This window comes from Mycobacterium sp. IDUB_1 (assembly GCF_055419625.1).
In genome coordinates, this window is sequence record NZ_JBVAYA010000002.1 from 712,430 (window position 1) to 724,908 (window position 12,479).

General features: G+C 69.6%; 8 protein-coding genes. 3 read left to right on the forward strand and 5 right to left on the reverse strand.

The window, feature by feature from the left end; all coding sequences use genetic code 11:
- Nucleotides 1-12 precede the first annotated feature (12 nt).
- Nucleotides 13-756, reverse strand: a complete 744-nt coding sequence (locus ACZYYX_RS16480; protein ID WP_463815607.1) for a hypothetical protein — start codon at nt 754-756, stop codon at nt 13-15.
- 153 nt (nt 757-909) lie between these two features.
- On the opposite strand from ACZYYX_RS16480, the gene ACZYYX_RS16485 reads away from it, so the two are divergent.
- Both ACZYYX_RS16485 and ACZYYX_RS16490 read left to right on the forward strand, forming a co-directional pair.
- Nucleotides 910-2,175 carry a multidrug effflux MFS transporter gene (locus ACZYYX_RS16485; RefSeq protein ID WP_463815608.1) on the forward strand — a complete coding sequence of 422 codons (1,266 nt, stop codon included), beginning with the start codon at nt 910-912 and terminating at the stop codon, nt 2,173-2,175.
- A 70-nt stretch (nt 2,176-2,245) separates the two neighbouring features.
- Nucleotides 2,246-3,877: a DHA2 family efflux MFS transporter permease subunit gene (locus tag ACZYYX_RS16490; RefSeq protein WP_463815832.1), complete on the forward strand. Its 1,632-nt coding sequence runs from the start codon at nt 2,246-2,248 to the stop codon at nt 3,875-3,877.
- Here the strand turns inward: ACZYYX_RS16490 and ACZYYX_RS16495 are convergent.
- From ACZYYX_RS16495 to ACZYYX_RS16510, 4 genes are read right to left on the reverse strand one after another with little or no spacing between them, the layout of a single operon-like run.
- Nucleotides 3,874-5,265: an NAD(P)/FAD-dependent oxidoreductase gene (locus ACZYYX_RS16495; RefSeq protein WP_463815609.1), complete on the reverse strand. Its 1,392-nt coding sequence runs from the start codon at nt 5,263-5,265 to the stop codon at nt 3,874-3,876. The two genes, ACZYYX_RS16490 and ACZYYX_RS16495, sit on opposite strands and share 4 nt — an antisense overlap.
- Nucleotides 5,266-5,293: 28 nt before the next feature.
- Complete coding sequence (locus ACZYYX_RS16500; protein ID WP_463815610.1) at nt 5,294-6,652, reverse strand: FAD-binding oxidoreductase; 1,359 nt, start codon at nt 6,650-6,652, stop codon at nt 5,294-5,296.
- The gene (locus tag ACZYYX_RS16505; RefSeq protein ID WP_463815611.1) at nt 6,649-10,065 is read right to left on the reverse strand and encodes a TM0106 family RecB-like putative nuclease; all 3,417 of its coding nucleotides are present in this window, start codon (nt 10,063-10,065) and stop codon (nt 6,649-6,651) included. Before ACZYYX_RS16505 ends, ACZYYX_RS16500 begins: the two co-directional genes overlap by 4 nt.
- 60 nt (nt 10,066-10,125) lie before the next feature.
- Nucleotides 10,126-10,716, reverse strand: coding sequence for an LppP/LprE family lipoprotein (locus ACZYYX_RS16510; protein WP_463815612.1), 591 nt, complete (start codon nt 10,714-10,716; stop codon nt 10,126-10,128).
- 49 nt (nt 10,717-10,765) lie between these two features.
- Here ACZYYX_RS16510 and ACZYYX_RS16515 point away from each other — a divergent pair, with 49 nt between their 5' ends.
- A complete protein-coding gene (locus ACZYYX_RS16515; RefSeq protein ID WP_463815613.1) occupies nt 10,766-12,475 on the forward strand; it encodes a DEAD/DEAH box helicase in 1,710 nt (569 codons plus the stop codon).
- Nucleotides 12,476-12,479 lie beyond the last annotated feature (4 nt).

Sequence of the window (12,479 nt, forward strand, 5' to 3'; positions counted from 1 at the left end):
GCGAATGCCGTCTCAGGAGGGCGGGGCGGGGAGCAGATGCAGCTGCGACGGCCAGCGCGGCGGCGGAGCGCCGAAGGCGTCGCGGGCGTTCTGCACGATCTTCTTGGCCATCATTCGGTTACCGACCCCACCGACGACGGCGCCGATGCCGACGGGCAGCATCTTGCCGAACATCATCGCGCCCCGCTTGAGGGTGTAGCGCTTGACGAAGTACCTCAGCAGACGGTTGTTCAGTTGAGACACAGCGGGCAGCGGCAGCGAGGCTGCACCGTCGGACAGCCAACCGCCGCTGGTGCGGCCACGGCCGAGCAGGTCGGCGATCGCGCCCTTGCTGTCGTCGCCGACGAGCACGGCCAGCACGAGGGCGCGGCGCCGTTCGCGTTCTTCGGCGGGCACGCCGTGCACCTCGGCGACGGCCAGCACGAACACCGAGGTGGCCTCCAGGAACACCACGGTCTCTCCGGCAACCGCGGACAGTGCGACCAGGGTGCCGATGCCGGGGAAGGCCGCTGCGGAGCCGACCGCCGCACCACTGGCCATCACCGCCGCCATGTAGTGCTTCTCGAGCTTGGTGATGATCTCGGCCGGCGTCGCGCCCGGAGTGCTCTCCCGGAGTCGGCCGACGTAGGCGCGCACGGCGGGTGCCTGGACCCGGGCGCCGCGCTCGATGATCTGGCTGAGCGCCTTGGCGGCAGCGCTGGGATCGTCCTCGCGTACTGCGGGCTCCTTGCTCTTCGCCCGTGACCATGCACTCATCGATCGGCCTCTCATCGAGTGGATCTATTCCCAGGCTAATCCCTGTTGACACCCGGAAAACGAATGACGACCCGGTGAGGGTGCCCGAGGTGACGGCGGTCACTGTTCGCCGAGAGGGGAAGGATTTATTGGGAAGCGACGCTAACCATGTGCATGGCAGTATCCCCTGATGTGGACCTGACGCCGCTCGACACCACCCGTGGAGTGGCTCCCGAACCCCCGACCGCTTCCAGCCGCCTGCGCATGATCGTGGTGCTGGGCTTGCTGGTCGCCCTCGGTCCGCTGACGATCGACATGTACCTGCCGGCGCTACCGGGGATCGCCGACGAGTTGTCGGTGTCGTCGTCTGTGGCGCAGTTGACGCTGACGGGCACGCTGGCCGGCCTCGCGCTGGGGCAGCTGATCATCGGGCCGCTGTCGGACTCGCTCGGCCGTCGCAAGCCGTTGATCGGCGGCATCGTGCTGCACATGCTGGCGTCGGTGCTGTGTCTGTTCGCACCCAACATCGCGGTGCTGGGTGTTGCGCGCGGTCTGCAGGGTGTCGGGGCGGCCGCAGGCATGGTGGTCGCGCTCGCGGTGGTCGGTGATCTGTACAAGGACAACGTCGCCGCGACGGTGATGTCGCGGCTGATGCTGGTCCTCGGTGTGGCGCCGGTGCTGGCCCCGTCGCTGGGTGCGGCGGTGCTGCTCCACGCGTCCTGGCACTGGATCTTCGCTGCGCTGGTCGTCCTCGCCGCTGCGCTGCTGGTGATGGCTGTGCTGGCTCTCCCGGAGACGCTGCCGGTCGTGCATCGCCGGCCCTTGAAGGTGGTCGGTATCGCACGCACCTACGTCGAACTGCTGCGCGACACCCGCTTCGTGATCCTCGTCCTCGTCGCGGCGCTCGGCATGTCCGGTCTGTTCGCCTACATCGCGGGTGCCTCGTTCGTCCTGCAGGGCCGCTACGGCATCGACCAGACGGCGTTCGCGCTGGTGTTCGGCGCCGGCGCGATCGCGCTGATCGGCTCGACGCAGTTCAACGTCGTGCTGCTGCGCCGGTTCTCGCCGCAGCAGATCATGGTGTGGGCGTTGGCCGTGGCGTCGGTGTTCGGTGCTGTGTTCGTCGCGCTGGCGGCCGCTCACGTGGGCGGGCTGTTCGGATTCGTCGTCCCGGTGTGGGCGATCCTGGCGGCGATGGGCTTGGTGATCCCGAACGCACCGGCGGTCGCACTCACCCGGCATCCGGATGCCTCGGGCACAGCGGCGGCGCTGCTCGGTGCCTTCCAATTCGGCCTGGGCGCAGCCGTTGCGCCCCTGGTCGGCGTGCTGGGCAACGACGAGTTGGCGATGGCCGGGGTGATGGCCACCGGTGTGGTGGTCGCTCTGGTCGCGCTGTTGCTGACCGGCGCGCACCGGGCGCCCGCACCCGACTTGTCGTGACTCGTGCCGATCCGTAGCGTCGGCGCGGACCGTTTCCACACCTGACGTCGATGGCTGAATGTCTTCCACCATGCTCGATTTCGTGACGCCACGCTCCCGACCGGCCAATCCATGGCACGCGCTGTGGGCGCTTCTCGTGGGCTTCTTCATGATCCTGGTCGACGCGACGATCGTCGCCGTCGCGAATCCCGCGATCATGTCCGCACTCGGCGTCGGGTACGACGCCGTGATCTGGGTCACCAGCGCCTACCTGCTGGCCTACGCCGTACCGCTGCTCGTGTCCGGTCGCCTCGGTGATCGCTACGGGCCGCGCAACGTCTACCTGGTCGGCCTGTCGGTGTTCACGTTGGCCTCGCTGTGGTGCGGGCTGGCCGAGAGCATCGGCATGCTCGTCGCGGCTCGGGTCCTGCAAGGTGTCGGTGCTGCGCTGCTCACGCCGCAGACCCTGTCGGTGATCACCCGGACGTTCCCCGCCGAGCGGCGAGGTGTCGCGATGAGCGTCTGGGGCGCGACGGCGGGGGTGGCCACGCTCGTGGGCCCGCTGGCCGGTGGCGTGCTGGTCGACCACCTGGGCTGGCAGTGGATCTTCTTCGTCAACGTTCCCGTCGGCGTGCTGGGTCTGGTGCTGGCGCTGCGGCTGGTGCCCGCGCTGCCCACCCAGAGCACACGCGTCGACGTCTTGGGCGTGGCGTTGTCGGCGGTGGGCTTGTTCCTGATCGTGTTCGGTCTGCAAGAGGGGCAGGCCCACGACTGGGCGCCGTGGATCTGGGCGGCGATCGGGGTGGGGGTCGCGGTCATGGCCGTGTTCGTGATGTGGCAGTCGGTCACCCGCGGTGAGCCGCTCATCCCGCTGTCGATATTCGGTGACCGTGACTTCTCGATGTCGAACCTCGGCATCGCGACGATGGGGTTCGTCGCGACGTCGATGATCCTGCCCCTGATGTTCTATGCGCAGGCGGTGTGCGGTCTGACGCCGACGCGCGCGGCGCTGCTGACCGCGCCGATGGCAGTGGCGACGGGCGTGCTGGCGCCGATCGTCGGCAAGATCGTGGATCGCGCTCATCCCCGCCCGGTGATCGGGTTCGGGTTCTCGATGCTGGCCATCGCGCTGACCTGGTTGTCGTTCGACATGACGCCGACGACTCCGATCTGGCGGTTGGTGGTGCCGCTGACCCTGATGGGTGTGGGTATGGCGTTCATCTGGTCGCCGCTGGCCGCGACGGCCACCCGGAACCTTCCGCCGCATGTGGCCGGTGCCGGCTCCGGGGTGTACAACACCACCCGCCAGGTCGGCTCGGTGCTGGGCAGCGCGGGTATGGCCGCGTTCCTGGCGTCGCGGTTGTCAGCGGAGATGCCGGGCGCGCCCGGCGGTGCGGGAGCGTCGGAGAGCGGCGTCGGGCAGCTACCCGGCTTCCTCCACGCCCCGTTCTCGGCAGCCATGTCGCAGGCGATGCTGCTGCCGGCGTTCATCGCGCTCTTCGGGGTAGTCGCCGCGCTCTTCCTGACGGGCGGGGTGCACCGGCGCTGGGCGCCGCCGGCCGACACCGGGGCCGACGCAGACGCCGATGCCGACGACGACGGTGACTGGGTTGATGACGATGACTACGTGGAGTACGTCGTCGACTGGGAGCCCCACGAGCCCGACACCGACGTGTTGGAGCGGGTAACCGACAGCGGCGGCGGCCGGCACGCGCGGGGCTAGCCGCGTTCCATCAGCGCACTCAGTTGCGCATTGGTCTTGGTCAGCGCCGTGGTCAGGGCGCCGAACGCGCGGTCACGCACGCGGACCTTGTCGCCGAAGTCGGGGAACAGGTCGCGCAGCACGTTGAGTCGCGAGGCCTTGAGCCAGTCCATCAATTCGGGGTCCTGTAGCCATCTCACTTGAGCGGTGTTGTCGGACAGCAGGATTCGAAGCCAGTCCACCGGGGCATCGGGGTGGGTGATGGGTGCGCACAGATCGTTGCGGACGTCGTCGTCGCCGTAGGCGGCCTCCACGTGGGCGATGAACGCCGAGCTGAACACCTGCTGGCATCCCCGCACGCTCTGCAGTGTCATCCGGTCACCGTCGAACACCGGCACCGACGGCGGACGCGGCAGTCCCTGCGTCGTGCAGTCCACGTACAGCGACGGGGTGGCGGTCGCGATCTCGCCGTCGCGCAACACGATTCGGTCGTGCTCGGCGCGTTGGAGATGGCCGAGCCGCACCACGTCGTCGATCAGGCGCAGCTGCTCGAGCTCGCCGGAGGACACGATCGCGCAGTGGTACATCGTCGGGGTGACGTCGGGATCGAGCCGGAACAGGGTCGCGTCGGCCTCGAGCCGGGTCAGCAGATCGTCGACGGAGGTGGCCTCGGCGACCGCTGCCATCCGGGAGGCGATCGACTCCCGCATCGTCTTGACGAACTGCTCGCCCGGCTGGATGTTCGCCCGGTTCAGCAGCCACGAGTCGCGCGGCATGATCCACCGGAGGTTCTCGGGCAGGACGCCGGAGCGCATCAGCCACAGACAGCAGTCCATGCCGGTCTTGCCGCCGCCGACGATCGTGTAGTGCTCGCGGCCCGCTGCGCGGCGGGGCAGGTCGTTCGGGGTGACGACGTCGATGCCGTCGGCCACCGAGAACGGCGCCGAGCGCATCGACTGCACCACGGTCAGCAGGTAGGTCGCATCGACCACCCTCCGCCGCACGGTGACGTCGTGCTCGGTCCCGTCGAGGGTGCGAAACCTGTTGTCGCCCAGGTAGTGCGAGGACGGATAGTAGGACAGCCGGCCCGTGGGCAGCATCTGGTGGCGCATCACCTGGTCGTAGTAGGCGCACACCTCGTGACCGGTCGCCAGCTCGAAGAAACCCTCGTTGGGCCCCGACTCGTCGATCCAGTCCTCGTTGCCCAGCGCGCGGGAATTCACGCCGTAGTAGGCCGAGGGCTGGTGCAGCCGGACGAACGGATACACCCAGTTCCAATGCCCGCCGGGCTGGTGGTTCTCGTCGACGAGCACGATCGTGGCATCGGTTTCGGTGAGCATCGTGTCGACGAACGCCATCCCCATCGCGCCTGCGCCGATCACCAGGTAGTCGGCCTCGATGCTCGTCATCGCCGCCACGCTACGTGACGCCTGGCACTCAGCTGAACAGCACGGCGGGGTTCAGATACCCGGTGGGGTCGAACGCGGCCTTCACCGCCCGCATCGCCGCGATGTCGGCGTTGGTGCGCGACATCGCGACGTAGTCGCGTTTGCGGGTCCCGACGCCATGTTCGGAGCTGACGTTGCCGTCGTGGCGCGCGATCAGCGCCATCATCGCGGTGTAGAGGGCGTGCTCGGGCTCGCCGGTGAGCGCGCACCGCACGATGTTGAGGTGCAGGTTGCCTTCGCCGACATGTCCGAACAACACCGGGATCGCGTCGGGCGCATGGTCGGCGATCAGTGTCACCGCCTCGGCGGCGAACGGTGTGATCGACGAGAGTGGCAGTGAGACATCGAATTTCAGCGGTGGGCCGTAGACGCCGAGTACCTCGGCGACTGCCTCGCGGACCTGCCAGAGCCGCTGCTGGGCGCTTGCGTCGACACCGACGGCGGGCTCGCCGCACAGGTCGGCGTCGGCCAGCGCGTCGGCCAGCCGCTCGGTCAGGTCTGTGTCGCCGGCCAACTCGATGAGCAGCAACCAGTCACCACCGACCGGGGCGGCGACGCCGACGTGCTCGGCGGTCAGCGCGCTGGCCCGGGCGTCGATGAGCTCGAGTGCCGCGATGCCGTCGGTGTCCCGGAACACCCGGGCGGTCGCCAGCAGCGCGTCGAGGTCGGTGAACCCGCAGATCGCGGTCACGCGGTGGCGGGGCGTGGGGTGCAGTCGCAGATCCAGCCCGGTGATCACGCCCAGCGTGCCCTCGGCGCCGACGAACAGCGACGCCAGGTCGTAGCCGGTGTTGTCGCTGCGTACCTGGCTGTGCCGGTGCACGATCGACCCGTCGGGCAGTACCACGTCGAGGCCCAGCACCTGTTCGCCCATGTTGCCGTAGCTGACGGTGCGCAGCCCGCCGGCGTTGGTCGACGCCATCCCGCCGACGGTCGCCGAATCGCGGGCGGCCAGATCGACGCCGAAGACCAGGCCGGCGGCTGTCGCGGCCCGCTGCACCTCGGACAGCGTCACCCCGGCCCCGACGTGCACCCGCCGCTCCACGGCGTCGACCTCGCCGATCTCGCGCAGCCGCTCGGTGGACAGCAGCACGTCGTCGTGCTCGGGCACCGTGCCCGCCACCAACGACGTCCGGCCGCCCTGCACGGTCACGCTGACTCCCGCGTCGCGGCAGGCGGTGAGCACTGCGGCGACCTCGTCGGCGGAACCGGGGCGCACCAGGACCGCGGCCCGGCCGCGATAGCGCCCGGTGTGGTCGACGCTGCGGCCCTCGAGCACGTCTGGATCGGTGCTCACCTGCGAGGCGCCGACGATCGCCGCGAGGTGTTCGGTCAGCGCTTCGGTCATGGGCCCGGTGTATCACACGACGAGAGCGACAGGAACGCGCCCAATTCGACCAGGCGGTCAGGCGTGCTGGGCAGGTACTCGGTGAGCTGCGGTGAGCGCACGACCACCGCCAGGTACTTCGCGCGGCTGATCGCGACGTTGAGGCGATTCCTGTTGAGCAGGAACGCGATTCCGCGGGGAACCTCGTCGATCGAGGACGCCGTCATCGACACGAACACCACCGTGGCCTGCTGGCCCTGGAACTTGTCGACCGTGCCCACCCGGACGTCGGCGAACCCGGCGGCGTCGAGGTGGCCGCGCACCTGCACGACCTGCGCGTTGTACGGGGTGACCACGAGCACGTCGTCCTGCGTGAGCGGGCGGGTGCTGTCCTCGTCGGTCCAGTCCGCACCGAGCAGGTCGCGGATCGCGGCGACGATCGCCGCCGCCTCCTCCGGGCTGTCGGTGACGTTGCCGTGGTGCTCGACGGCCAGGGTGTGGATACCGGGTGCGACGCCGGCGAGCCGGCGCGCGGCGGTCACGGGTTCGTGGGACTGCAGCCGGTTGTCGTATGACAGGCGCGACACGCCGCGGCACACCTGCGGATGCATCCGGTAGGAGCAGTGCAGGAAGTAGCCGCGCTCGGGCGGCAGGGTGTGGTGGCCGTCGACCAGCCACGCCAGCGCCGAGCCGTCCACCGGTTCCGGATGGGTGCCCTGGCTGACCTGCGGCAGCTGCTGCGGGTCGCCGAGCAGCAGCAGGTTGTGCGACGCTCGGGCCACCGCGATCGTGTTGGCGAGGCTGAACTGGCCGGCTTCTTCCACGACGAGCAGGTCCAGCGATGCGGCAGGGACACGACGCTCGTTGGCGAAGTCCCACGCGGTGCCGCCGATCACGCAACCGTCGTGCTCGGCGACGAACGCCGGGTAGTCCTTCTCGTCGACCTCCTGCCACGGGGCGCCGACGGACTTCTTCTTGCCCACCCGTGCGCCGTCGACCCCGGCCGCGAGGATTCCGGCGAAGAGGTTCTCCACGACCGCGTGCGCCTGGGCGACGACCCCGACCCGCCAGCCGTGGTCGTTGACCAGCCGGGCGATGACCTGGGCGGCGGTGAACGTCTTGCCGGTGCCGGGCGGGCCGTGCACCGCGAGGTAGGACGCGTCGAGATCGAGCAGCGCGGCCGTGATGTCGTCGACGACGACGCCGGAGTCGGGCAGCGTGGCGCCGCTGCGGGTGCGTGGCGCCCGCCGCAGCAGCAGGTCGGTCATCGCGCCCGGGCGCAGCCGCGGCAGCGCATCGGCGACGTCGGCGGCGATCGCCGCGATCGAGTCGGCGAGCGGCCGGGTGCTGATCGGCGGGCCGGGTGTCAACGCGAACGGCACCTGGCTGAACACGTCGCCGTCCTTGGGTTGCCGCTCGATGACGGTCACCTCGGTGGGGGCGTCGATGTTGTCGCACTCGGCCACCGAGACGGTGGCGAAGCCGCGCCGGTCGGGGTCGTCGGCCAGGCCCGCCGGTGCGGGCGGGTCGTAGAGCGCGTACATGTCGCGGTCCAGATCACCGTTGGCAATCTCGCCGCGAAGAACCAAGCGGCGCTGTGGTTTCCGAGCCCGCGGCGGCTGGTGCCAATCCTCGGCGATGTCGTGGTCGTCGACCAGGAACACCCCGCTGCTATCCGCCCACTCCTCCACGGGGTTGTTCACCCGGTCGAAGTGTCCCCACCAGAACGGCTTGTCCTCGCGCTGGTGAAAGCCCTTGGCGGCAGCGATCATCGCGACAGCCGTCTGCTCGGGCGTGCGCGGCTCCACGCCGTCACCGGCGAACTTGAGTAACCGCCGTTCGACCGCATCCGGCTCGACCGCCGGTACCGTCGCGCCGTCGACCGGCACGGGCCCGCGGGGCGGCACCCCGGCTTCGATCGCGCGCGCCACCAGCCAGTCACGTAGGCGGCGCGTCGAGCGGCAGTCGTAGCGGTTGTACTCCTCGATCTCTTTGAGCACCGTCGCGGCGTCGTCGACGCGGCCGGCATCCCGCAGTTCGCAGTAGTGGGCGTACTCGGTGATCGACGCGGTGGCCGTGGTGACCTCACCGTCGCGCAACTCGTTGCCCATGTACAACGGTTCCAGGCTCTTGATGCTGTAGTTCTCGGTGCCGACCCGAATGCTCTTGCGCACCAACGGATACAGGTCGACCAGCACGCCCTCGCGGAGCAGCTCGTCCACGTCGCGTTCGCCGACGCCGTAGCGGCCGGCCAGCCGCAGCAGCGTGCTCTTCTCGTAGGCCGCGTAGTGGTAGATGTGCATGCGGGGGTAGCGGCGCCGCCGCTTGCGGACCAGGTCGAGAAACGCGACCAGCGCCGCGCGTTCGTCGGCGCGGGTGTGCGCCCACAGCGGGGAGAACTCGTCGGCGACGGTCAGCACACCCCACAGGTATTCGAGGCCCCACTCGCGGCCGTCGGCGGTCCACAGCGGATCACCCTCGAAGTCGAAGAAGAGGTCGCCCTTGTCGGCGTCGGGCAGCACCATCAGCGGTTGCGGGTCCACGACGCGGTAGGGCGGCTTGCCGTCGACCCGGTCGGCGATCTGCAGGCGTGCCTGTGAGGTCAGTGCGCCGACGGCGCGGGGGGACAGGTCGGGCACAGCGTTCTCGTGGGCGGCGAGCTCGCGCACGGTCGTGATGCCGGCGTCGAGCAGCCGGGCGCGCTGGCTGACCCGCATGCCCGCGACCAGTAGCAGATCGTCGTGGGCGCGGACCTGCTCCTCGCAGTCGGCGCACCGGAAACAAGCGCGCACGGACTCGTCCTCCCACGTCGCCGGAGTCCCTCCGGCTTCGTGCCGGTCGAGCAGATGCTGCAGCGCGGCGCGGCGAGGTCGGTACACCGGTAGCAGCTCGTCGACGGGGTAGCTGACGGTGGCCCCGTCGCCGAGAACGAGATCGACCTCGGGTGCGACGGGCACCCCGGCCGCGGCCAGCGTGTCGACGTAGGCGGCCAGCTGCAGCAGGGCCTCGACCTTCACCGAGCGGGCCAGCTTGGTGTCGCGCAGGCGGTAGCGGGGGCCCTTCTCGGACTGCTCGAGCAGCAGGAAGTCGGCGAACCCGACGAACCGGCCGTCGAACATCGCGGCTTGGTAGATCACCGGTGCGCGCCGCTCGATCGCCCGCAGCGTCTGCTCCGCCGCCGCGGTCAGCCCTGCGAGGGTGTAGTCGGGCCGACCGATGACGGTGATCTCGGCGTCGGCACGCAGCGCGTCGAGGTGCCTGCGCTCGTGCTCGTCGCCCAAGTGCGATGTGCGCGCGAGCATCTCGTCATCGCTGGCGATCGCCGCGCTACGGCCGAGCTTGACGTCGAACGAGCGCAGCAGCGCGTACTCGCAGCGGGCGGCCGCGGCGAGATCGGAGGCGCTGTAGACGACCCGGCCGTCGATGACGAACACGCCGCCACTGTAGGGCAGCCCACCGACGCCGCACCCCGCCGCAGACCGCGCCCGTACGCCTCAGCGCGGCGTGTTGCCGATCAGCTCGACTCCGCTGCCGTTCCAGCGGAACTTGACGATGCTGTCCAGCCCGGGCGTGCCGCCGGAGTACTTCAGCGCGACGGTGTCGCCGGTGGTGCCGGTGCTGTCGAGACCGTTGAAGCCGTAGGTGTCCGGCACCCCGGTGGGGATGAACTTGCCGCGGTGGAACAGCACGGCCCGGGTGTTGGCGTTCTGCGAGTTGGTGTTGGCCTTGACGATCACCGCGGACAGCTGCGCGCACTCGTTGTAGTTGCCGGCCACCGGTTCGGGGCTCCACGCCTGCTTGCTGCGCGGGTCGCGGGGGAGTTGGGACACCGCGTTCGCGATCTCGGGGGCGGCGAGGTCGGTGGCGCAGGGATCGGCGGCGGGCGCAGGTCCCGGCGGCGGCCCGACCGGCGCCACGGTCGGCGCAGGTGCTGCCGAGGGAGCCGCCGAGGCCGTCGGACCCGGCGTTTTCGATGCGGTCGAATCACCTGAGCCGCAGCCCGCGAGGACGAGGGCTGCGGCACCCATCACTGCTGCCCACTTCACAACAGGCGACCGTACCGGCACTGCGCCGACACCGGCCATCAGGCGCGCGGCAGGACGGAGCCGGAAAGGGCACTAGACTGCCACCACGATGACCTCCTCGGATGTGACCCCCGCCAGCACGGATCTGCCCGTCGCCCCAACCTTCGCCGACCTGCAGATCCACCCCTCCGTGCTGCAGGCGGTCAGCGACGTCGGCTACGAGTCGCCGTCGCCGATTCAGGCGGCGACGATCCCCGCGATGCTGGCCGGTTCCGACGTCGTCGGGCTGGCCCAGACCGGTACGGGCAAGACCGCCGCGTTCGCCATCCCCATCCTGAGCAAGATCGACACCTCGAGCCGCACCACCCAGGCGCTGGTGTTGGCCCCGACCCGTGAGCTGGCGCTGCAGGTCGCCGAGGCGTTCAGCCGGTACGGCGCCCATCTGAACGTCAACGTGCTGCCGGTGTACGGCGGCAGCTCCTACGGGCCCCAGCTGGCGGGCCTGAAGCGGGGCGCCCAGATCGTCGTCGGCACGCCCGGCCGTGTGATCGACCATCTGGAGAAGGGCACGCTCGACGTCAGCCACCTCGACTACATGGTGCTCGACGAGGCCGACGAGATGCTGCAGATGGGGTTCGCCGAGGACGTCGAGCGCATCCTCGCCGACACGCCCGAGTACAAGCAGGTCGCGCTGTTCTCGGCGACCATGCCGCCGGCGATCAAGAAGATCACCGCCAAGTACCTGCACGATCCGGTCGAGGTCACGGTCAAGTCGAAGACCCAGACTGCCGAGAACATCACCCAGCGCTACATCCAGGTCTCCTATCCGCGGAAGATGGACGCGCTGACCCGGCTGCTCGAGGTGGAGCAGGGCGACGCGATGATCGTGTTCGTCCGCACCAAGCAGGCCACCGAGGAGGTGGCCGAGAAGCTCAAGGCCCGCGGGTTCGCGGCGGCGGCGATCAACGGCGACATCCCGCAGGCGGTGCGTGAACGCACGATCAACGCGCTCAAGGACGGTTCGATCGACATCCTGGTCGCGACCGACGTCGCTGCACGCGGCTTGGACGTCGAGCGCATCTCCCACGTGGTTAACTTCGACATCCCACACGACCCGGAGTCCTACGTGCACCGGATCGGTCGCACGGGCCGGGCCGGACGCTCCGGGACGGCGCTGCTGTTCGTCACACCGCGCGAACGGCATCTGCTCGGTGCCATCGAGCGGGTGACGCGGCAGAAACTGGTCGAGATCGAGCTGCCGTCGGTCGAGGACGTCAACGAGCGCCGCGTGCAGAAGTTCCGCGATTCGATCACCGAGGCGCTCGCCGCGCCGGGCATCGAGTTGTTCCGCACGCTGATCGAGAACTACGAGCGTGACCACGACGTGCCGATGGCCGACATCGCCGCCGCGCTGGCGCTGCAGAGTCGCGACGGCGAAGCGTTCTTGATGACCGAGCCGCCGCCGGAGAAGCGCCGCGAGAAGAAGGACCGCGCGGATCGTCCCGACCGTGACGGCGGTGACGGTCGAGGCCCGCGTAAGCAGCGGGAGCGCCGCAGCGACCTGGCTACCTACCGCATCGCGGTCGGCAAGAAGCACAAGGCCATGCCGGGTGCGATCGTCGGCGCGATCGCCAACGAGGGCGGCCTGCATCGCAGCGACTTCGGCCACATCGCGATCAAGTTGGACTACTCGCTGGTGGAGCTGCCGGCCAACCTGTCGCGGGAGACGCTGAAGAAGCTGGAGAACACCAAGATCCAGGGCCAGCTGATCCATCTGGAACCCGATCGCGGGCCGAAGGCGCGCTACAAAGATCGATGATCGC